Raw genomic sequence first — 21529 nt, forward strand, 5'->3', positions numbered from 1 at the left:
TCCAGCTCCTCGGCGGCTACGGCTACACCCGCGACTACCCGGTCGAGCGCATGATGCGCGACGCCAAGATCACCCAGATCTACGAGGGCACCAACCAGGTCCAGCGCATCGTCATGGCCCGCAACCTTCCCGGCGCACAGGAGGGACGGCGATGAACAATCCAAACAGCTCGGGCATACAGAAGGTCGGCATCGTGGGCTGCGGGCTCATGGGCTCCGGAATCGCCGAGGTCTGCGCGCGGGCGGGCCTGGAGACGCTGGTGTACGAGGTCGACGCCACTGCGCTGGCCGCGGGCCGCAGCAGAATCCAGGGTTCCCTAGCCCGTGGCGTGCAACGCGGCAAGATCAGCCAGGAAGAGCATGACGCCGCCCTCGGTTCCCTGGGCTTCACCACCGATCTGGCCGACTTCGCCGACCGCGACCTCGCCATCGAAGCCGCTCCCGAGAAAGAGGACCTGAAAGTCGAGATCTTCGCGACACTCGACAAGGTCATCATCCGCCCCGACGCTCTCTTCGCCTCCAACACCTCCTCCATTCCCATCATGAAACTGGGAGCAGCCACCTCCCGCCCGGGACAGGTCGTGGGGCTCCACTTCTTCAACCCTGTGCCGGTCCTCGACCTCGTCGAACTCGTGCCGTCCCTGGTCACGGACGACGAGACCTGGGAAAGAATGCGCACGTTCGCCGACGACGTCCTCGGCCGGCATGTGATCGTCTCCCAGGACCGGGCGGGATTCGTCGTCAACGCTCTGCTGATCCCCTACATCCTGGCAGCGATCCGTATGTGCGAGTCGGGGTTCGCACACGCCGAGGACATCGACGCCGGCATGGTGCGGGGATGCGCCCACCCGATGGGCCCACTGGCGCTGGCCGACCACATCGGCCTCGACACGACGCTGGCGGTCGCCGAATCCCTGTATGAGGAATTCAAGGAACCGCTGTACGCACCTCCGCCCCTGTTGTCACGGATGGTGCAGGCCGGACACGTCGGTCGCAAAGCAGGCCGCGGCTTCTACCGGTACCCGCCGCGCACGCCCTGAATCACCAACGGAGTTCTGGGATGACAAGCCCATCACGTCCGCGGGCTTGAGAGTTCGCGGATCGTCGGCTGCAACTCCGGCTACGGCGGCCCTCTGCGTGCAGCTTCCACGACGTGGCGAGGCAGGCGACGATCGCTACGGGTATCGCCAGGCCGGGGGGGGGGTAGCGAGGGACGGTGCGGCATCGCGGGCCGACGTCTCGTCCGATCAGGGACGGGTGAGGCAGTCTGCTCAAGGAAGCCACGGTTCCCCGGGCAACAACCGTGGCGCCGGTGCGGAGGCCGGGACGTTTCACGCCTCCAGAGGTCAGATGGTGCATCGGTGAGCGCGACCCTGTTTCTCGCGGTCCCCCCGGCCCTTTGTACGGGCAGGCCGGGCTAGGGTCCTGGCGTGCTCAAGCTGATCCTGCCGACCGCCGTGGCGTGCGCCGAGTCCTTCGCGGACGTAACCGAGTCCGCGCTCCTTCCTGAGGAGCGGGAGGCCCTCGGGGCAGCGCGCCATGAGGGTCGGCGGCGGGAGTTCACCACGGTCCGCCACTGCGCCCGGCGGGCCCTGGCCGACCTCGGCGTACCGCCCGCACCGCTGCTGCCCGGCGAGCGTGGGGCACCGCGGTGGCCGGCGGGGGTGGTCGGGAGCATGACGCACTGTCTGGGGTACCGGGCGGCGGCGGTGGCGCGCAGCGAGGAGATACGGGCGGTGGGGATCGACGCCGAACTCCATGCCGCACTGCCGCGGCGGGTGCTCGGCGCCGTCACACGGCCCGAGGAACGGGAGCGGCTGGCCGTACTCTCCGGCGCCGACCCGGAGGTGTGCTGGGACCGGCTGCTGTTCTGTGCGAAGGAGGCGGTGTACAAGGCGTGGTTCCCGATGACGCGCCGCCCTCTGGGCTTCGCGGACGCGTCGGTCACGTTCGACCGGACGGCCGGGAGCTTCCACGTCGACGTCAGCGAACCGGCCGGCGCCGGGGACGCGCCGGCGTCCTACTCCTTCGAGGGGCGCTGGACGGCCACCCCGGGCCTGCTCCTCGCCACCGTCGTGGTGCCCGTGGTTCCTGTCGTTCCTGTGTCAGGAGTGGTCCGGATTCCTCCATCCCGCCCGTGAGTTGAGCGGCGATATCAGGGCGCCGAGACCGACGAGCAGCCGCAGCGCGCCCGCGATCGCAATGATCAGATACATGTTGTGCCAGTGCTGCTCCAGCACACCGCCCAGGATCGAGGCGACCGGGATGGACATGAACGCGATCATCCTGGTGGTGGCGACCACGCGGCCGAGCAGCCGCGCGGGCACGGTGCGCTGACGCAGGACGAACCAACTCACCATGTTCACGGTGCCGATGCCGTAGATCAGCGCCCACAGCACGGAGATGCCGACGACGTCCCGGAAGGGGATCAGCGCGACGATACCGACGCCGGCCAGGACCGTGCCCGCGATGATGACCCGGCCGGGCGCGAAGCGGCGGGCCAGCCAGGGACACGCCGCCGCCCCGAGCACCGCGCCCGCCCCCTGCGCCGCGAAGACCACGGCGATCAGAGCCCACCGGCGACGCGCACGGCGGCGACGACGTTGTAGGCGCTCAGCCGCGGGTAGAGCTGCTCCATCAGCCACAGCCGGCGCTGGCCGCCGGACACGGGCGCGCGGGCGGAGTCGGGCCGCCGGGGCAGCGTGCTGTCGGCGGGCTCCGCGCCGTATCCCATGCGCCGACGCAGGTCGGCCAAGGTGATCCGGTCGCGCAGCAGTTCCGCGAGCGTGAGCCGCAGGCTGTACGTCCGCAGCAGCTCGCCGCGCAGTCGTACGGCGGTGAGGCTGTGCCCGCCCAGCGCCAGGAAGTCCGCGTCCTCGTCGACCGCGTCCAGGCCGAGCACCTCGGCCCACAGCCGGGTCAGCCGGTCGCCGGCGACGGGCGCGTCGGAGGCGCGGGCCATGAGGAAGTCGTCGGCCCACTGCCGCAGCAGCACACGGTCCTGTTTGCCGCTGCGGGTCAGCGGCATCGTGTCGAGGGGGATGAAGTGGCTGGGGACGTACGCGGAGGGCAGCCGGGAGGCCACATGGGCACTGCACTCCTCCTGCCAGTCCGGGTCCGTCCCGGCCACGGCGCCGGACGGCCGGACGAACGCCACAAGCCGGGGCGCCCCTTCATCCGCCGCGATCACGGCGCACTCGTCGACGCCGGGGTGTTCGCGCAGGACGCTCTCGACCTCGCCGGGTTCCACCCGCACGCCCCGGATCTTGACCTGCTTGTCGATCCGGCCGTGGTAGCGGATCTGGCCGTCCACGACGCGCACAGATCGCCCGTGCGGTAGACGCGGTCCACGGCGCTGCCCTCGGGGGCGGGGACGAACACCCGCTCGGTCAGATCGGGGCGACCGAGATAGCCGAGGGCCAACGGGACGCCTCCGATGCACAATTCGCCGGTCTCGCCGTCGGCGACGGGCCGTCCCTGTTCGTCCACGACGAGCAGTTCGCAGTTGTCGACGGCCTGTCCGATGGGTACGTCGTCGATAGGAACTCGTCCAGCATCGAGGGCACGAAATGGCAGACCGTGACCTGGTGCTCGATCACGGTCTTCATGATCGCGGCGGGGTCGGCGTGCTCGCCGGGGCGAGCAGGACGAGCTGTGCCCCGACGACCAGCGGCCAGTAGATCTCCCAGCCGGACACGTCGAAGGTGTACGGAGTCTTCTGCAGGACCCGGTCCTCAGGGCGCAGCCCGTAGTGGCGCTGGCCCCACAGCAGCCGGTTGGTGACGCCGCCGCTGGCCACGACGACGCCCTTGGGGGTGCCGGTGGAGGCCGAGGTGACGATGACGTTGATCGGCTGGTCCGGCGCAACGGGCCGCAGCGGGGCGGGTGCGTAGGCGTCGTCGGTGCCGGCGGAGAGCGGCACCACGTCCAAATAAGTCGAGGCCGTCCGGGCCCTGCCAGGTGGCCAGGGCCTCGGTGGTGCCCACCACCAGGCCGGGCCGGGCGGTGCCCAGGATCAAGGTCTCCTCGGCGCCGACGCAGGCCACAATGCGGGCCGCGGTGGGCCAGCGGCCCGGTCAGTCCCGGGATGCCGTACGGCGCGGGATGGTCGACAGCCGGTCCGCGCAGGGCGCGGCCCGGATGGCCCGCAGTTACGTGCATGGCGGAATGTCCCCCGTGTTTCGACTGTGAACGACGTGCCTGGTCTTGTGATGTCGTCGCGACGCATTTCCTGGTCGGTCCGGCGGGCGGCCGGACCGGCGACTCATTCGCTGTGGGCGTGGGCAGGTAGTCGCGGCTCCGCGGGTCTGATGCTCAGGTTGCGCACGCTGCTGCTGCACAGCGCCAAGAAGGTCGCGGTGACGACGAGTCCGGTGCCGAGCAGGAGGGTGGTACGGAGTCCCGTGTGCAGGGCTAGCGGGCCCGCCGCCATCTCACCGAGCGGGATGGCCACGAAGGAGCCGAGCGCGTCGTAGGAGTAGACCCGGGCCAGCCGTTCCGGCGGGATGTTCTCCTGGAGCGACACGTCCCAGGCCACGGCGAGTTGTTCCAGCGCGACGCCGTTGGCGAACATCGCGAGTACCAGCACGAGCTCGTTCGACGTGGTCGCGAGCGCCAGCAGTGGCAGCGCCTCGAACACTCCGATGGCCGCGCCCAGCCGCAGGGCGTGCCGCGGCTGGGTGCGGGCCGCGATGACGCCGCCCGCGAGCGCGCCGGCCGTCTGTGCCGCGAGCAGCAGTCCCCAGGTCGTACGGCCGAAGGACTGGTCGGCGATGGTGGGCCCGAGAACTTGGAGGCCGCCGGCGACCACCGCGTTGATGACCAGGAACTGGAGCACCACGACCCACACCCAGCTGCGGGAGACGAACTCCGACCAGCCCTCGCGCAGTTCGGCCAGCGGCCGTGCCCGGTCGCCGTCCGGCGGTGGTGTCTTCGCCGGCCGGATGCCGGCGAAACACAGGCCCGCCAGCAGGAACACCCACGCGTTGGCGGCGATGCCCCAGCCGGAGCCGACGAAGCCGACGATGATGCCGCCCGTGGAGGCACCGACGACCATGCCCGCGTTGATGGCCATCCGCACGAGCGCGTTGGCCTGCCGGATCATCGCGTGCGGAACGGTCTGCGGGACCAGTGCGGCGGCCGCCGGCAGCGACACTGCGGACACCATGCCGTTGATGACACTGACCACGACCAGGACCGGGATGGAGGCGAAGCCGAGCAGCACGCTCGCCGCGATGAAGGCCTGGGCCATCCCGGCGGCCACGCTCGACCCCTGGAGCACGAACGTGCGCGGCAGCCGGTCGGCGATCACCCCGCCGAACAGCAGCAGCACCACATTGGCGACGGACCGTGCGCCGACGACGATGCCGAGGTCGATCACCGAGCCCGTGAGGTCCAGCACCGCGAACGAGAGCACGATGGGCGCCATCGCGTTGGCGACATAGGTCGCCATCCTCCCGCACGCCAACCAGCGGAAATCGCGCTCCCGCAGCGTGTCGAGCAGGGTGGGGGTGCGAGCGCGGTCGTTCATCGCTGGTCCACCGGACTCTCCAGGACCAGCACGCCGTTGGAGGCGGCACCCTGGTGCGTATTGATGAGAACACCGCTGTTCGGGGAGGAGTGCCGGACGTAAAGGCCCGAGGGCTTGCGGCCGTACACCAGTGGCCCCAGCACGCACGGGACGGCGGCGCTGCGGATCTCCCCGCTCTCGGTGTGCGCGAACTCGAAGGTGACCTGGTCGGTGTCCACGACCCGCTGGAGGATGTGGTCGCCCCTTTCCGCGGCGTGCAGGATCAGCTCCCGCCACTCGTCCTCGGTCACCGAACGCCCCAGCGTCACACCGGCGCCGCCATAGCCGTCGCCGGGCTTGAGGACCAGGGACGTCCTGTCACCACTGAGCGCCTGCGCTCGGACGGTGATCGTCTCGGGTATGTGGCGGCGTACGAAGTCCTGGTCGGCCGGGTCCAGTCCGGGGAGGTCCTCCCAGATCCAGGCCAGCACCCGCTTGTCGCTGACCGGGCTGGTGGCCTCCGGCGTGTACATCTTCGCGGTGCCGGCCCGAAGTGCCCCGGCCAGGGCGTCGAGTCCCGCACCCGGCTGCTCGACCGGTAGGAAGAGGCGGAAGACACCATGGACGATGTGCTCACCGGCGTGCAGCCGCCGCTGGTCGTCCAGGGTCAGCCGGTCCAGCGGATGACCGACGATGGAGATTCCGTGCGCCTTGCCCCGCTCGGCCAGGGGAGCGAGGAAGGCGATGAAGTCCTCGGGGTCGGCCAGGCTGTCGAGCCCGTCCTCACGGAAGACGGGGACGGCGAGGCAGGTGCCCTCGGTGAGGCCGAGGAAGGAGGTCAGTTCGGTGAAGAGCGCGTCGAGAGCGGAGGGGGGCGGGCGTAGCGCGACCGTCTGCGATGTCTGCTCCGCGGCGCCGAGTGCGGAGTACAGCTCCATGAACTGCCCCGCGATCAGATCGGCTTCGATCGCTCCGCCGACCGCCCCGTCGATGTTGAGCTCGACGACCTTGGGCACACCGCGCTCGACCATGACGTCGGCGCGGAGGGATGTCAGTAACCGTTCGGTGAGCGGTTCGTCGGGGTCGAGGAGCGGGAACTCCTTCCGGGACATGCCGAGGGCATCGAGCAGGTCGCCCGCCGTCCGTGCCCGGCGCCTGCACGCCTCCAGCACGAGTGCCGCGGCGCGGAGCGCGACGGCACCCACCCGGGCGTACGCCGCCTCGCCCAGCATGAGGGGCCTGGTCGGGCACCAGGAATCCGCCAGGCGCGGAACCCCGGCGTGCACCTGGCCCCAGTGGGCCCCGCCGAGTGCGCCGGCCGTCCGGCGGAACTCCTCGGGCAGGGAGTCGTACAGGTCCACCACGGGTGCGTCGTTCACGAAGCCGACACCCACGTCTCGTATCCGGGGAGCAGGCCCTGCTCGGCCTGCTGGTAGGTCCGCACGAGCTCGGCGACGGCGGGGTTGCCGGTGTCGAACTCGGTGTCGTCGACGCACCGGACGGGGCGCACGCCGCCGGCGGTGCTGGCAACGCACAGCGCATCGCAGCCGAGCAGCTCCTGCGCGCTCACCCGGGTCCGGGCCACCTCATAGCCGAGATCGCGGGCGATCTCGGCGACGGACGCGACGGTGATGCCGTCGAGCGCGGCCGCGGAGTCGGGCACGACGACGGTGCGGCCCCGCACCCCGAAGACGTTCTGCACGGTGCACTCGGCGACGGAGCCGGTGTCGTCGAGGAGCAACGCGTCGTCGTAGCCGCGCCGTTGGGCGTCCATCCAGGCGATCCTGGAGTTGAGGTAGGCGGCGGACACCTTCGCCTTGGTGGGGAACGCTCCGGGGCTGAGCCGGGCGACCGGCGACAGGGTCAGCCGGGGCTGCTGCCCGCGGATCAGCTCGTCGAAGTCCGAGACGTCGAAGGCCAGTACCGCCACCTCGGCCTGCGCGCCGGGCCTGGCCAGGCCGAGCACCCCGTCACCGAGGAAGGCGATGGGACGCAGATAGGCCCGGCGCAGGCCGTTGGCGCGCAGTGTCTCGTGGCAGGCCGCAGCGAGTTCGGCGGGGGACTGGGCCAGCGCCGTCCCCACCAGGCGGCACGACTCGGCGAACCGGGTCAGGTGCTCCTCGAGCCGGAAGATGTGGTGGTCAGTGTCCCCGGAGGGGAACGCGGAGATCCCCTCGAACACGCACAGGCCGTAGTGGAGGCTGTGGTTGGCGAGGGTCAACGCGGTGTCTCCCGCGGGGACGACCCTGCCCTGCCACCACAGTAACTTCGCTGGTTCGTTCATGCTCTCAGTCCTTGTCGTGGCGGGCGATGGCCCGGCACATCTCGTCGCCGACCTCGTCGGTACGCGCGATGCCGCCCAGGTCGGGCGTCAGCAGGTCCCCGCACAGCACGTGGTCGACGGCGCGTTCCACGGCGGTGTGCGCCTCGCGCAACCCCATGCGGTCCAGCATCAGGGAGTAGCTCATGACCGAGGCGAGCGGGTTGGCGCGCCCCGTGCCCGCGATGTCCGGAGCGCTGCCGTGCACCGCCTCGAAGACGCCGAAGAACCCGGTGTCCTCGGGGTCGTAGCTCGCCGACGGCGCGACCCCGAGCCCGCCGGCGAGCTGGGCGGCCTCGTCGCTGAGGATGTCCCCGAAGAGGTTGCCGGCCACCACGACGTCGAACCGGGCCGGGTAGCGGATCAGCTCCATGGCAGCGGCGTCGACGTACAGGTGGTCGCACTCCACGTCCGGGTAGGACGAGGCGATGGCGCGGAAGCGCTCCTGCCACAGGGGACCGGCGCTCGGCATGGCGTTGCTCTTGTCCACGAGTGTGAGTCTGCGGCGCGGACGGGAGCGGGCGAGCTCGAACGCGGCCGTGACCGCCCGGTCCACGGCCCAGCGCGTGTGCACGCCCACCTCCATGGCGACGTGCCCGGGGCGGCCGCCCCGGACCGTGCCGCCGATGCCGACGTAGACATCCTCCGTGTTCTCCCGCACGATGACGAGGTCCACGTCCTCGATGGACGTCACGTGCTTCAGTGGGCAGTGCTCCAGGGTGCGCAGCCGCACCGGGCGGAGGTTGACACTCAGTTCGAGCTGCTGGCGCAGTCCGCCGATGATCTGCTTGGCGTGCCGGTTGTCCGGGATGCGCGGATCGCCGAGCGCGCCGAGGAGGACGGCCCGGTACCTGTTTCTGATCTCCTGGATGTCGATGTCGACATCGCCGTGCTCGAGGAAGTAGTCGGCGTCGTACGGCAGTACGTCGGTGGTGAGGCCGGTGCCGAAGATGTCCTCGACCACGGCATGGACCTTCACCACCTCGGCCATGACCTCGGGGCCGATGCCGTCTCCCGGGATGACCGCGAGGGAACTCATCGTGCCGACGCTCCGGACCGGAGCTGCGCACCGGCGTAGGCGACGAGACCGCCCGCGGTGAGCAGCTCCCGCTCGAACGCGGAGGGCGGCGTGATCGGCGCGGACGTCCCCCGGGTCGCATTGACCAGTTCGCCGCGCTCGTCGTCGACGATCAGCCGGTCTCCCTCCTGGATCTCGTAGGCGAAGTCGCCCACTTCGATCAGCCTGAGGCCGATGTTGAGGGCGTTGCGGGAGAAGATCCGCGCGAAGCTGTGCGCGACGACGAACGGGGCGCCGGACGCCTTGATGCCCATGGGGGCGTTCTCCCGGGACGAGCCGCAGCCGAAGTTCATGCCGCCGACGATCACCGAGCCGCTCAGATCGTGCCCGGAATCCTGGTAGTGGTCGAGGAACGGCTGGTTCCCCGCGTGCGCCATGATGTGCTTCTTGTACTCGGCCGGGTCGGGGATCTGGCAGTACACACTGGGCAGGATCACGTCGGTGTTGACGTGGTCGCCGAAGACCCAGGCAAGGCTTCCCGTGCCGTCGGCGCCGGCTGCGGGAGCCGTCGGCTCCGGCCCCCCGGCCGCGGCGGTCAGCGGCGACCTGCCCTCGCGTGCCGCGTGGACAGAGAACAACTCGTCGATCCCGCCTCGGACATCGCCCTCGGTGGTGTAGTAGTCGGCCCGGTCGCCGATGGGGGAGAGCACCCCGGTCAGCGCCGCCCGCGCCGCGACGGCGGGGCTGGCCAGCACGACACTGGCGTCCACGTCACCGCAGCGGCCGCGGAAGTTGCGGTTGGAGGTGAAGACCGCGACCTCCCCCTTGCCGAGCACACCGGACTTGATGCCGATGCACGGGCCGCAGCTGGAGGACTCCACGTAGCAGCCCGCCTCCAGCAGGACGTCGATGAGGCCTTCCTTCATCGCCGCCCGGTAGGCCTTCTGGGACGCGGGGATGACGATGGTACGGACACCGTCCTTGACGCGCTTGCCCTTGAGCGTCTCCGCGACGACCCTGAGGTCCTCCAGGTGCCCGTTGGTGCAGGAGCCGATGAAGACCTGGTTGACCGGGATCTCGCCGTCCTCGTTGGCGATACGGGCCAGCGGCGCGATGCCGGTCATCAGGTCCTCGCGGCCGCCGTACGTGTCCCAGTGGCGCAGTACGTACTGGAGCTGGTGCGTGCCGATGGCGTTGTCCGGCGAAAACGGAAGAGCGACAGTGGGCTCGATCCGGTCGAGGTGGACGTCGATCACGTCGACGTACTCGGCGTCGTCCTCGTCGACGGTGAAGGTGGGGTACGTGACGTCGCCGAGGTAGTCGGCGAGGACCCGGTCGGTCGGGAACAGGCCGTATTTGGCGCCCATCTCCACCGCCATATTGCTCAGCGACAGCCGGTCGGTGATCGCCAGGGAGGCGAGGCCGGGGCCGCCGAACTCGAGGCTGCGGTAGACGGCGCCGTGCACACCGAGGAGGCCGCACAGGTGCAGCGCCACGTCCTTGCCCTGAACGTGGGGGCGCAGCGAGCTGTGGAAGCGGACCAGCGTCGCCTCGGGCACTCGCATCCAGCAGCTGCCCCGGACCAGGGCCATGGCCAGGTCCGTCGAGCCGATGCCGGTGGCGAGCGAGCCGATCGCGCCCGCGGTGCAGCTGTGCGAGTCGGCGCCGACGGCGATGTCGCCGGGACGGATCAGGCCCTGCTCGATGAGGATCTTGTGCTGGATGCCGCCGTCGTAGCCGACGTCGAACACCCGGATGCCGTGCTCCTTGGCGAACCTGCGCAGCTCGACGAGGATCGAGGCCATCGAGGCGGTGTGCGTCGGGACGACGTGGTCGAAGACGAACGCGGTCTTCTCACGCTGCGCGGCGAGGCCCGTGGCGATGTACTCGTCGTCGAAGCCGCTGTCCCGGAGGATGTCCAGGGCCCACTTGACGGTCATCTCGCTGCCCCAGCACAGGTCGAACGGCAGGTCGACGACCTCGCCGGTGCTGACGGGACGGCCGAGTTTGTGCTCGAAGAGCTGTCGTACCAGTGTCATCGTAGAACGCTTCCATCCTGGGAACCGAGAAGCTGTTTCTTGAGGCAGTCGAAGACGGTGACGTAGGGCTCGAGGCGCCGGTGCATGGCCGGAGACGAGAACCGGATCCAGCCGCGCACCTGTGCCGGGCGGCAGCCCCGCAGCCGCTTCGCGTCCGCCGAACCCATCCCGTACGAGATACGGCGGGCGCCGCCCGCGACTGCCTGTTCGACGAGGTGGTAGAAGGCGAGGTTGAAGTAGGCGTAGTTGGCGCCGACGGAGGCGGTGTCGAAGCCGACGAACTTGGGGTGCAGCACACCCCCGGCTTCCAGGCACAGCAGGAAGCCCGCGATGTCTGGCCCCTCGGCGCCTTCGCGCAGCACCAGATGCAGCGTGGCTCCGAGCCGCTTCGCGTCGAGGAGGGAGGTGAACAGCCGCTCCATCGCCGCCCGGTCGACCGGAAGGCCGTACTTCTTCTGCTGCCCCTCGGACAGTTCCGCGCAGCGTTCGATCACTGCCGGGCCCGGGTCCGCGGCGTGTTCGATACGCATCCCGCTCGCGGTGAATCTGCGGATCTCGGACCGCACGACCGTGCGGCGCTTGCGGTCGAGTGTGCGGAGGTAGTCCTCGAACGAGGAGGCGGGCGCGATGTCGAGGTCGTATTCCAGGTCGGAGAGGAACTCCAGATAGCCGTGTCCGGCGAGGGCGCGGTGCAGTTCCTCGTCCGTGCCGGACTGCCACAGGAAGCTCTGTGCGGGGATCCCCTGTGTCCGGCAGAACGCGTCGATGCCGCCGAGGAGCTGTCCGATCGCCGACCGGCGGTCGGCCGACGGCAGCGTGAGGACGTCGCTCGCGTACCCGTACGGGCTGGTCATCACGAGTGCCGGATAGCCGGCCGCGCGCGTGTGGGCGGCCTCGGCGCGCACCACGGCGGCGAGCAGCGCGGCGGCCTCGGCGGACTCCGCCTCCGACCGGTCCCGCGCGAGCGCCTGGCGGAGGTGGTCCAGTTCGTAGTCGCCGAACAGCGCGCCCGTCGGGTCGTGGTACGGAAACGCGTCGGGGTCGCGGACCAGCAGGCCCTGCACGCCGGCCACGGTGCGACCGCCGTCCCGCAGCAGGAAGAAGACCAGCTCGAAGCCGAAACAGTCCTCGACCGCGCACAGCCAGTCGTGCGTGAGATACACCTGCGGCGCGGGCACGAGCGCGTCCCACTCCTCGCGGTCGACACCGGATGCCGACCGTACGACGACGACCTCAGTCCCCACGGACATCCACGTCCTTCGTGGCCACCGCGATGAGCCGCTCGGCCCGGTGGTCGTAGGGCGTGCCCAGGTAGCCGCCGAAGAACCGTACGTCGTCGAAACCGGCGGTCCCCAGCATGTCCCGCAGTTCGGCAGCGCTGTAGAGATAGATCGTCATCGACCCCCTGGCAGCGGCCGAGCCGTCGATGGAGAACCAGTCGCTGCGCAGCCGGGTCCAGTCGTCGAGGATGGTGTCGCGCTGGATGAGCACCTTTCCGTCCTGCTCGGAGAGCGAGACCCGCTCGTCGAGCCGCGCGAGCACCTCCTTGCCGACGACGTCGATGAGCAGCGAGCCGCCCGGCGCCAGGCTGGCGTGGGCGTTGTGCAGGACCTGGACGTTGTCCTCGTGCCGGTCGAAGTAGCCGAAGGAGGTGAACATGTTGACGATGACGTCGAACGCCCCGTGCTCGGCGAAGTCGAGCATGTCCGCCTCGACGAGCTGTGCGCCGACGCCCGCCTCGTGGCAGGCCGAGGAGGCGTGCTTCAGCAACCTTCCGCTGCGGTCCACGCCGGTGACCGCATGGCCGTTGCGGGCGAGCGGCACGGTGAACAGGCCCGGGCCGCAGCACAGGTCCAGGACGCGTGCACCGGGCGGGAAGCGGAACAGCGGCGACTGTGCCACGATCCGTGCCGCCTCGGCGGCGCGCTCCTCGGAGAACAGATGCGGGAAGAAATCGTTCCAGAACCTCTCGTCCTCGAACCATGCGGGGTTGTCGTGCTCTGCGGTCATACCGAATTGGCCGTTCGCTTGTGATAGATCTCGATCATCTGCGCCTCGGTGACGCTGGACTTCGTCAGCACGGCGACCTCCTTGACGTCGCGGAGCACCGCGCCGAGGACCGCGTCGTCGTACGACAGCCCGTGGGCGTCGAGGACATGGGAGATGATCGACTTGCCGGAGTGCTTGCCGATGACGATGCGTCGTGTGTGTCCGACGAGTTCGGGAGGGAGCGGCTCGTAGGCGCTGGAGTCCTTCATCACCGACGACACGTGCAGGCCGGACTCGTGCGAGAAGGCGTTGCCGCCGACGATCGGCTTCATGGGGCTGACCTCGATGCCGGACAGGCCGGCGATGAGGTTCGACATGGGCTTGAGCCGAGACAGGTCGACATTTGTGTCGTACCCGTAGAGCTGGGTCAGAGCCGCCGTCACCTCCTCCAGGGAGGCGTTCCCCGCCCGCTCCCCGATGCCGTTGATGGTGCACTGCACCTCGTCCGCGCCGCCGAGGATCCCGGCGACGGTGTTGGCCGTGGCGAGACCGAAGTCGTTGTGGCAGTGCAGCGAAAGCAGCACGCTGATGCGCGAGCGCAGCCGCGAGATGAGGGTGCGGAAGTCGTCGGGGGTGGTGGACCCGACGGTGTCCGCGACACCGACCAGGTCGGCACCGCTCTCCTGGGCGAGGACGAGGACCTCTTCGAGGAAGTCGTACGACGTCCTGGTGGCGTCCTCCGAGCCGCAGCCGACGAACATGCCAAGGCTCTTGGCGTAGGCGATGCCGTCGGCCATCTCCCGCTTCAGCCGCTCACGCACCGCGCTGCCGCTACCGCCGAACTTGACCTTCATGTGCACGTCGGACGTGGGAACGAAGGTGTAGATGGCGTCCGCACCGCACGCCTTCGCGAGGTCGATCTCCGTACGGTTCGGGCGGCAGAACGCCACGACGCGGGCCCGCAGGCCCAGGGCGGCGATGCCGCGCACGGCCTCCTGGTCGGCCTGCGACGAGGCGGGGAAGCCGGCGTCGATGCAGTCGACGCCCATCTCGTCGAGGAGGCGGGCGATCTTCACCTTCTCCTCGACCTGGAAGGCCACTCCGCAGGTCTGCTCGCCGTCGCGGAGCGTGGTGTCACAGACGAGGATCTTCCTCGCCGGGGATTCGACCTGGGTCACTTTCCCTCTCCCAACAGGTACTCCCGGCACCGGGTGCCGATCAGGTCTCCGGTGAACCGGGGACGGGGGCCGTAGACGACCCACGTGGTGGTCACCGCTCCGATGTAGCGGTCGAGGCGGAGCGCGCCATCCGACTGCTCCAGGTACTCCAGGTGGGTGAGCCCCGAGTCGTACGCCCCCGACAGCAGGTTGCGGCCCACCACGGGCTTGGACGGTTCGCGGATGACCTCCTCCCACTGCGACGGATCGACATAGCCGGCGGTCGCCGGGACCAGGCCAAGGGTCTTCGGGCGCTCCACGTCGGCCCGGCTCAGCAGCACCAGTTCCTTGGTGGGGTACACAAAGGTGTCCACCACATGGACCTCCCCGAAGTACCGCTCGGTGATCAGATGCACCTCGGGGTGCGCGCTGCACTGCACCAGGAAGTCGGACTCGCCGCGCCGGACGCGCTCGAGACCTTCGTGCAGATCGAGGGTGAGGTCGGTCTTCGCCTCCTCCTCGATGCCCTGGAACGTGAGGTAGTGCGCCACCGCGTTCTCGTGGCAGCTTCCCTCGGGGCCGAGCGTGGTGAACGTCAGGGTCATCGCCGTACCTCCACAGATGACTTCGCCGGGGAACCGTCGATGATCTCGTCCTCCAGGCGGCATGCCTCGTCGATGAGCAGGGTTGCCAGGGAGCGCATGAAGTCCGCGGAGAGGTTCAGCCGCCCGCCGCGCGCCGCGTACGCTTCACGGACCGTGTGCACCCGCTGGGGCTGCATCATCGGAATGCCGTTGGCCCGCTTGACCTCGGCCACTTCGCAGCAGATCGCCAGGCGCGCCGCCACGAGCTCCGCGAGCTGCTGGTCCAGTGCCTCCAGCCGTTCCCGGTACGGCCGCAGGACGGTGTCGGGAGTCGGGTTCATCGCGAAGCCTCCGATGCCAGGGCGCGGGCCGCGCCGCGCAGGGACGGGAGTCCGTATCCGCCCTCCTGGACGAAGACGGTGGGCAGCTGATATTCGGTCAGGAGCGCTGCGACAGGGGCGAACACATCCGGCGGCAGGGTCCAGGACCCGTGCGGGTCGCCCAGGAGTACGTCGTAGCCGACGGACACCACCAGAGCGTCGACGTCCTCCTGGCGCAGATGGGACACGGCGTCCTTCACCAGCGCGAGGAATCCCTCCGTGCCGGGGTCGGACGGCACTCCGAAGAGACCCGGCCCCCGTTCGAAGCCGTAGGGGAAGTCCTCGGGGTCGCTGGAGTGGACCGACGCGAACGGCAGCGTGGGATCGTTCTGTACGCAGGCGAGCGTGCCGTTTCCCAGGTGGTAGTCGATGTCGAGGATGCCGACCTTGGCCGCGCCCTCCTCGCGCAGGGTCCGCGCGGCGACGACGGCGTTGTTGAGGAAGCAGTAGCCGCCGTGCCAGCCGGGTCCCGCGTGGTGGCCCGGGGGCCGCACCAGGGCATAGCTGTTGCGTCTCTGGCGAGCAGTCAGTTCGGCGGCCCGTACGGCGGCGGCTGCCGCGCCCAGCGCGGCGGGCCAGACGGCTCGGGTGACTGGCGTCTCCTGGTCGAGGCCGGGCGCCGCGAAGGCGTCGTCGAGCGCCGACTCCCGGCCCTCGGGCACTCCGTGGCGCAGGTAGTCCAGAAGGGCGTCGTCGTGCACGGCGGCGACGAGCCGCTCCGCGCGGCTCAGGCTGTCCCCGCCGAGCGGGGCCACGACGGCACCGCCGTCCTGCAGCCCGGCCAGGATCTGGTGGATCCGCTCGGGGACCTCCTTGCTGGCCACCTGGACGCGGGACGGCTCGACCGTGAACGGCAGGGCGTCGGACTCCTCCGGTACCACCACATGCAGGCTCATGTCAGGTCCTTGATCACGCGAGGGCCCAAGACGCGGAAACCGGAGCGTTCGTAGAACGCCAGCGTCCGGGGGAACGTGGCGAAGTGCGGGCCGGGCAGGCATACCTCGACCCGCCGGATGCCGTCGGCGGCGCAGGCCGCGTCGAGTTCGGCGAGGAGCTGGGCCGCGACGCCCCGGGACCGCAGCCCGGGGTCCACCCACAACTCCTGGACCAGGCGGTACGGTGCGGCGAGCCGGAGGGCGATCTGGGTGGTGTATCCGAGAACGCCGACCACGCGGCGCTGTTCATCGCGAGCGACCAGCACCCCGGAGCCGTCCTTGCCCGCGATGGCGTCGGCCACGGCCGCCCCGATCCCGGGAATCGTGTGGCCGGGGTCGGCGCGCAGCTCCCGCAGGAGGGCGGTGACCGCCGCCGCCACCGCGTCCGCCTCGGCCGGCTTCGCCGGGCCCGTCTCGAAGACCAGAGGGGGCATGCCGGTCACCTCACACCCGTTTCCAGCGTGGCCTCGCTCAGCTCCTCGACGCCGAGGACGCGTAGCAGCGCACGGGCCTTGAGGCGCGTCTCCTGGAACTCCTCCTCGGCGTCGGAGAGCTCGATCAGCGCACCGCCCACTCCCATGCGCACGCGGTTTCCCTCCCAGACGATCGTGCGGATGACGATGCTCTGGTCCGCTCTGCCGTCGAAGCCGAAGAACCCGAGGCTGCCGGAGTACACACCACGCTCCTCCGGCTCCAGGTCGTCGAGGAGTTCCACCGTCCGCTTCTTCGGCGCCCCGGTCATCGACCCGCCAGGGAAGAGGGCCTCCACACAGTCCACGGCGTCACGGTCGGAGCGCAGGCGTCCCCGGACCGTGGTGACGAGCTGGTGCACCGTGGCGTACGACTCCGCGGCCATCAGCTTGGGCACGTGCACGGTGCCGGTGTCGCAGACCTGGCCGAGGTCGTTGCGGAGGAGGTCGGCGATCATCAGGTTCTCGCTGCGGACCTTGCGGTCCGTCTCGAGCGCCCTGCGCGCGGCCTCGTCGGCCACGGGGTCGGCGTGCCGGGGAGCGGTGCCCTTGATCGGCTTGGTCTCCACCTGGCCGTTGCCGGCCACCGTGACGAATCGTTCAGGCGAGGAGCTCAGGAGGGACCGCTCTCCCAGCCGGATGTATGCGGCGTACGGCGCGGGGTTGGCCGCCCGCAGCCGCAGATAGGTCTCCAGCGGATCCGCCTCGCTGGTGCCGCTGATCTGGTACGTGTAGCAGGCCTCGTACGAGTCGCCGTCACGCAGCCACTGCTGCACGACGCCGAAGTGCCGCAGGTACGTCTCCCGGTCCACTCCGGGCTCCAGCACGGCCGGCGCCGTCTCCCGCGGGGGCCTGGGCGCCGGTGCGCGCCGCGCCAGTAAGCGCACTTCATCGCACCAGGAGGCGTGCTCCTCGGCGGACAGGCCCACGGTGATCAGATAGCGCCGGCCGGTCTCGTGGTCGTAGGCCGCGAAGCGGTCGACGCGGAGCAGCTCCGCGTCCGGCCGCTCACCGCTGCCGGAACGGCCGATTCCCACGCTTCCCTTGACGCCGTATCCGAGATATCCGACGTAGCCTCCGGCGAACGGCACCGGCGACGCGTCGGCTGGGACGGGCGTAGCCGCGAGGCCGGCCCGTAACTGCTCGAAGACGGTGCCGGAGACACGCTCCATGGAGTCCTCGGTCTCGCGTTCGACGAGATTCGCACCCGCGTAGGCCCGGATCACCTCGAGGCCGCCCCCGGCGCAGGAGCCGAGGTAGCTGTAGCGGCCCATCTCGTACGCCGCGCGCGAGCTGTCGAGCCAGAAGCTGTACGGACTGTCGGCGAAGGCCCGCAGGAACAGGTCCTCGGCGGTCAGGTCGATATCCAGTTCGCTCCAGCGGAGCGCGGGCGTGACGCCCAGGAAGTTCGCGATGAGTTCCGCGCCGTACTGGCTGTCCACCGACTCGGGGTGGAACTGCACGCCGTACAGCGGCCGTTCGCGGTGCTCCAGGCCCATCACGAGACCGCTCTCCGACCAGGCCGTCGCGACCAGGCTCTCCGGCAGCGGTTCGGTGACGGTGAGGGAGTGGTAGCGCACCGCGCGGAACCCCTGCGGGATCCCGGCGAAGACACCGGTCCCGGTGTGGGTGATCGCGCTGCTCTGGCCGTGCACGATCTCCGGCGCGTGCCGGACGTCGCCCCCGAAGGCGAGGGCCAGGCCCTGGTGACCGAGACACACGCCGAGGCAGGGCACGGTGGCCCGCTCCAGCAGGGCCCGGCAGAGCCCGAAGTCCTCCTCCTTGGCCGCAGTGCCCGGGCCCGGGGAGATCACCACGTGGGTGAAGTCCTGTCGCAGCAGTTCGTCCGCCGTCGCTTCGTCGTTGCGCACGACGACGGGAGGCACTCCTGCCACCTTCCAGATCAGCTGGAAGAGGTTCCACGTGTAGGAGTCATAGTTGTCGACAAGAAGAATCCGCAGGTCTTTCACGATGTGCTCGAACTCCTTGAGAACCGGAAGGCGCTTGTGAGCGCGGCAATCCGGCAGACCGACTTTTATCCGCGATGAAACACCGCGGAATGAATCGCTACGAATTGAGCGAAGGTGAGCATGCTCAAGCGGATAGGCATGCGGATTGAGGTGACATGTCCCCCGGCCCCCGTACGTTTGTCACTGCTTAGATGTCCAGTGAAACTGATGTTAGTCACCTCCAGCCGGAAACACACCCTGGTGTGACTCAACCCACTGCAAGTCGACCATGGAGTACGCGAGTTGACCGCCGACGAGCAAACGATGCGTGCCGGAGGGTGCCCTGCTGGAGCGGTCAGGCAGCCGCGACGGTCGCCAGGACCCCGGCCGCGATCCGGGCCAGGTCGTCGTCCCCGGTGACGAACGGCGGCATGGTGTAGATCATGTCGCGGTACGGCCGCAGCCAGACTCCTTCGCGCATCGCTGCACGCGACGCCACCGCCACGTCGACGTCATGGTCGAGCTGGACCACGCCGATCGCGCCGAGCACGCGTACGTCGACCACACCGGGTAGCGCCGTGGCCGGTTCCAGGGCCTTCCGCAGCGCCGACTCGATCCGCTTGACCTGCTGCCGCCAGTCGTCCTGGAACAGCAGCTCGATCGAGGCGTTGGCCACCGCGCTGGCCAGCGGATTGCCCATGAACGTCGGGCCGTGGGCCAGCACGGGAAGCTCGCCGCGGGAGATGCCGTCGGCGACGCGGGAGGTGCACAGCGTCGCGGCCATCGACAGATAGCCGCCGGTGAGGGACTTGCCCAGACACATCACGTCGGGGGCGACCGAGGCGTGGTCGGCGGCGAACAGCTCGCCGGTGCGGCCGAATCCGGTGGCGATCTCGTCGAAGATCAGCAGTACGTCGTTGGCGTCTGCGACCTCGCGCAGCACCTTCAGATAGCCCGGGGCGTGGAAGCGCATCCCGCCCGTTCCCTGCACCACTGGCTCCACGATCACGGCCGCCAGCTCGTGGGCGTGCCGCTCGACGAGATCGGCCAGGTGGCGGGCGTACGCCTCGTCGACTCCGGCGTCGAAACCGGCCGGTGGGCGGTCCGCGAACACCTGTGACGGCAGCAGGCCCGACCAGGCGCTGTGCATGCCGCCGTCCGGATCGCACACCGCCATCGTCTGGAACGTGTCGCCGTGGTAGCCGCCCCGCCATGTCAGCAGCCGCCTCTTCTCCGGGCGGCCGAGCGAACGCCAGTACTGCAGGCACATCTTGACCGCAACCTCGACGGACACCGATCCGGAGTCGGACAGGAACACATGCCTGAGCGGCTCGGGCGTGATCTCGACGAGTTTCGTGGACAGCCGCACGGCAGGCTCGTGGGTGAGGCCACCGAACATCACATGGCTCATCCTGCCGAGCTGGTCGCGCACAGCGGCGTCGAGCACCGGGTGCCCGTAGCCGTGGACAGCCGCCCACCACGAGGACATCCCGTCGACGAGTTCCCCGACGCCTTCGACGGGCTGGGCGAGCCGCAGCCGTACGCCCGAGGCCGACTCGACCACGACCGGGTCTGTCCGTCCCGGCATGGGCCCGTACGGGTGCCACACATGTGCCCGGTCGAGTGCGATGAGCTGCTGGGGGTCCATGGGCGGCGCGGGTACAGGCACGAGATGCGATTCCTCCTTGACGCTTCGTCTCATCGAAGCGGTTCACTAAACGGCCTGAATATAACTGCCGTGTGGCTCAGGCGGAATGACGACGATTTTCGGCCACCCGCCTTGATGATCCCCTCACGCGGGCTGCCATGACCAAGCCCTCCTTGCTGGTACGTTGATACGAACAAGCCCGCCGTGTAAAGCGGTCCGCAAAGCGGCTCGACTGGAAAGGGGGCGGGAAATCCGCAATCCCGTCATGCGCGATCCCATACCAGCTCTCCAGGGGGCGCCGTGCCCCACAAGGTGATTCTGGCGCTTCTCGCGGTCGGTTCCTTCGCCGTCGGCACCGACGGGTTCGTCATCAGCGGGATCCTGTCCCGCATCGCCGGCGAACTGGAGGTGTCCGAGCCCGTGGCCGGGCAGCTCGTCACGGCCTTCGCGCTCAGTTACGCGATCAGTGCACCAGTCCTGATGACCCTGACCGCCGGCCTGTCCCGCCGCGTCATGCTGCGCGGCTCGCTGCTGATATTCCTGCTCGCCAATGTGCTCGGCGCGATCGCCCCGACGTACGGGGTGCTGATGGCCGCCAGGATTCTGGCCGGGGTCGGTGCCGCGCTCTACATGAACACCGCGGCAGCCGCGGCGACGGCGCTCGCGGGGGAGCGGTACCGGGGCAGGGCCGTGTCCCTGATCATCGGTGGGCTCACGGTGGCCACCGCGCTCGGTGTGCCCGGCGGCACGCTGGTCGGGCAACTGGGCGGCTGGCGGGCGACGTTGGTGCTGGTCGCGGTGCTGGCCCTGCCCGTGCTCATCAGCCTGTTTTTCGTGCTGCCCGCCGTGCCCCAGCCGCCGCTCATCAGCCTGCGCGACCGTGTGCGGATCGGCGCCCAGCGTCCGGTGCTGCTGGCGATTCTGGCCAACCTGTTCGCGGTGGCCGGCTGTTTCACCGTATTCACCTACCTCGCCGTCTTCACACGGACGGCCACGGGGATGGACGACGCCAGTGTGAGCGTCGTGCTGCTGGTGTGGGGTGTCGCGGGCGCGGTCGGGAACGCGATCGGAGGCCGGCTCAGCGACCGCATCGGGGCGGAACGCACGTTCACCGCCTCGGTGTCGGGCGTCGTGGTGACGATGACCCTGCTGGCCGTGATGGCGAGCTTCTTCGCCTCCGGCTCGACCCTCGTCGTGGCCGTCTTCCTCGCCGTCACCGTCGCCTGGGGCACGGTCTACTGGGCCGAACCTCCCACCGCCATCCACCGCGTTCTGGACCTGGCTCCGACGGCCCCGAGCGTGGCCATCTCCGTGAACAGCTCCGCGTCGTATCTCGGCGTGGCTCTGGGCGGCGCGGTCGGCGGGGCGGTGCTCGACCGGCTCTCGGCCGCCGCGGTGGCGTGGGCGGGTGTGTGTCTGGAGCTGATCGCTCTGGCATGTGTCGTCCTGCCCAGGGTTTCCGCAGGTCGGCGGAGTCGGGTGCACGTGCCCGGCCACGCGTCCCCGGAACCCGTGCGTGAAGTGTGACCTTG

Annotated in this window: 21 protein-coding genes and 1 pseudogene; 4 read left to right on the plus strand and 18 right to left on the minus strand. The window is 69.8% G+C overall.

Going from position 1 to position 21529, the window contains the following annotated elements; translation table 11 throughout:
* The 3 genes from ACTWP8_RS33820 to ACTWP8_RS33830 all read left to right on the plus strand — a co-directional run.
* On the plus strand, positions 1 to 155 hold a 155-nt coding region (locus ACTWP8_RS33820; protein WP_443325948.1), incomplete at its 5' end, for an acyl-CoA dehydrogenase family protein.
* Entirely contained in the window at positions 152 to 1039 is an 888-nt protein-coding gene (locus tag ACTWP8_RS33825; protein WP_443325910.1) for a 3-hydroxybutyryl-CoA dehydrogenase, read from the plus strand. The genes ACTWP8_RS33820 and ACTWP8_RS33825, both read left to right, overlap by 4 nt.
* Before the next feature lie 390 nt (positions 1040 to 1429).
* The gene (locus tag ACTWP8_RS33830; RefSeq protein WP_443325911.1) at positions 1430 to 2140 is read left to right on the plus strand and encodes a 4'-phosphopantetheinyl transferase family protein; all 711 of its coding nucleotides are present in this window, start codon (positions 1430 to 1432) and stop codon (positions 2138 to 2140) included.
* Here the strand turns inward: ACTWP8_RS33830 and ACTWP8_RS33835 are convergent.
* The 18 genes and pseudogenes from ACTWP8_RS33835 to ACTWP8_RS33920 form a co-directional block, all read right to left on the minus strand.
* A complete protein-coding gene (locus tag ACTWP8_RS33835; protein WP_443325912.1) occupies positions 2105 to 2560 on the minus strand; it encodes a hypothetical protein in 456 nt (151 codons plus the stop codon). The two genes, ACTWP8_RS33830 and ACTWP8_RS33835, sit on opposite strands and share 36 nt — an antisense overlap.
* 5 nt (positions 2561 to 2565) lie before the next feature.
* Positions 2566 to 3321, minus strand: a complete 756-nt coding sequence (locus ACTWP8_RS33840) for an AMP-binding enzyme (RefSeq protein ID WP_443325913.1) — start codon at positions 3319 to 3321, stop codon at positions 2566 to 2568.
* 95 nt (positions 3322 to 3416) lie between these two features.
* Positions 3417 to 3575: pseudogene (locus tag ACTWP8_RS33845) on the minus strand (AMP-binding protein); the annotation flags it as partial.
* A 28-nt stretch (positions 3576 to 3603) separates the two neighbouring features.
* Positions 3604 to 3921, minus strand: a complete 318-nt coding sequence (locus ACTWP8_RS33850; protein WP_443325914.1) for an AMP-binding protein — start codon at positions 3919 to 3921, stop codon at positions 3604 to 3606.
* A 342-nt stretch (positions 3922 to 4263) separates the two neighbouring features.
* A complete protein-coding gene (locus ACTWP8_RS33855; RefSeq protein ID WP_443325915.1) occupies positions 4264 to 5529 on the minus strand; it encodes an MFS transporter in 1266 nt (421 codons plus the stop codon).
* Complete coding sequence (locus ACTWP8_RS33860) at positions 5526 to 6887, minus strand: hypothetical protein (RefSeq protein WP_443325916.1); 1362 nt, start codon at positions 6885 to 6887, stop codon at positions 5526 to 5528. The genes ACTWP8_RS33855 and ACTWP8_RS33860 overlap by 4 nt, the downstream gene beginning before the upstream one ends.
* A complete protein-coding gene (locus ACTWP8_RS33865) occupies positions 6884 to 7792 on the minus strand; it encodes an aminotransferase class IV (RefSeq protein WP_443325917.1) in 909 nt (302 codons plus the stop codon). Before ACTWP8_RS33865 ends, ACTWP8_RS33860 begins: the two co-directional genes overlap by 4 nt.
* A gap of 4 nt (positions 7793 to 7796) precedes the next feature.
* Positions 7797 to 8867, minus strand: coding sequence for an isocitrate/isopropylmalate dehydrogenase family protein (locus ACTWP8_RS33870; protein WP_443325918.1), 1071 nt, complete (start codon positions 8865 to 8867; stop codon positions 7797 to 7799).
* A complete protein-coding gene (locus ACTWP8_RS33875; RefSeq protein WP_443325919.1) occupies positions 8864 to 10885 on the minus strand; it encodes a LeuD/DmdB family oxidoreductase small subunit in 2022 nt (673 codons plus the stop codon). Before ACTWP8_RS33875 ends, ACTWP8_RS33870 begins: the two co-directional genes overlap by 4 nt.
* Positions 10882 to 12135, minus strand: coding sequence for a GNAT family N-acetyltransferase (locus ACTWP8_RS33880; RefSeq protein WP_443325920.1), 1254 nt, complete (start codon positions 12133 to 12135; stop codon positions 10882 to 10884). The genes ACTWP8_RS33875 and ACTWP8_RS33880 overlap by 4 nt, the downstream gene beginning before the upstream one ends.
* Positions 12119 to 12895 (minus strand): class I SAM-dependent methyltransferase, encoded by a 777-nt coding sequence (locus ACTWP8_RS33885; RefSeq protein ID WP_443325921.1) that lies wholly within the window; start codon positions 12893 to 12895, stop codon positions 12119 to 12121. The genes ACTWP8_RS33880 and ACTWP8_RS33885 overlap by 17 nt, the downstream gene beginning before the upstream one ends.
* On the minus strand, positions 12892 to 14052 hold the full coding sequence (locus ACTWP8_RS33890; protein ID WP_443325922.1) for a LeuA family protein: 1161 nt from the start codon (positions 14050 to 14052) through the stop codon (positions 12892 to 12894). The genes ACTWP8_RS33885 and ACTWP8_RS33890 overlap by 4 nt, the downstream gene beginning before the upstream one ends.
* The gene (locus ACTWP8_RS33895) at positions 14049 to 14636 is read right to left on the minus strand and encodes a hypothetical protein (protein ID WP_443325923.1); all 588 of its coding nucleotides are present in this window, start codon (positions 14634 to 14636) and stop codon (positions 14049 to 14051) included. Before ACTWP8_RS33895 ends, ACTWP8_RS33890 begins: the two co-directional genes overlap by 4 nt.
* Positions 14633 to 14956: a chorismate mutase gene (locus ACTWP8_RS33900; RefSeq protein ID WP_443325924.1), complete on the minus strand. Its 324-nt coding sequence runs from the start codon at positions 14954 to 14956 to the stop codon at positions 14633 to 14635. The genes ACTWP8_RS33895 and ACTWP8_RS33900 overlap by 4 nt, the downstream gene beginning before the upstream one ends.
* Positions 14953 to 15891: a hypothetical protein gene (locus ACTWP8_RS33905; RefSeq protein ID WP_443325925.1), complete on the minus strand. Its 939-nt coding sequence runs from the start codon at positions 15889 to 15891 to the stop codon at positions 14953 to 14955. Before ACTWP8_RS33905 ends, ACTWP8_RS33900 begins: the two co-directional genes overlap by 4 nt.
* Positions 15888 to 16364, minus strand: coding sequence for a GNAT family N-acetyltransferase (locus ACTWP8_RS33910; protein WP_443325926.1), 477 nt, complete (start codon positions 16362 to 16364; stop codon positions 15888 to 15890). Before ACTWP8_RS33910 ends, ACTWP8_RS33905 begins: the two co-directional genes overlap by 4 nt.
* A 5-nt stretch (positions 16365 to 16369) precedes the next feature.
* The gene (gene pabB, locus ACTWP8_RS33915; RefSeq protein ID WP_443325927.1) at positions 16370 to 18370 is read right to left on the minus strand and encodes an aminodeoxychorismate synthase component I; all 2001 of its coding nucleotides are present in this window, start codon (positions 18368 to 18370) and stop codon (positions 16370 to 16372) included.
* A gap of 334 nt (positions 18371 to 18704) precedes the next feature.
* Positions 18705 to 19997 (minus strand): adenosylmethionine--8-amino-7-oxononanoate transaminase, encoded by a 1293-nt coding sequence (locus ACTWP8_RS33920; RefSeq protein WP_443325949.1) that lies wholly within the window; start codon positions 19995 to 19997, stop codon positions 18705 to 18707.
* Positions 19998 to 20297: 300 nt separating this feature from the next.
* Here ACTWP8_RS33920 and ACTWP8_RS33925 point away from each other — a divergent pair, with 300 nt between their 5' ends.
* Positions 20298 to 21524, plus strand: coding sequence for an MFS transporter (locus ACTWP8_RS33925; protein WP_443325928.1), 1227 nt, complete (start codon positions 20298 to 20300; stop codon positions 21522 to 21524).
* The last annotated feature ends 5 nt before the right edge of the window (positions 21525 to 21529 follow it).

It is taken from the genome of Streptomyces sp. 7N604 (genome assembly GCF_052245475.1).
Classification (GTDB): Bacteria; Actinomycetota; Actinomycetes; order Streptomycetales; family Streptomycetaceae; genus Streptomyces.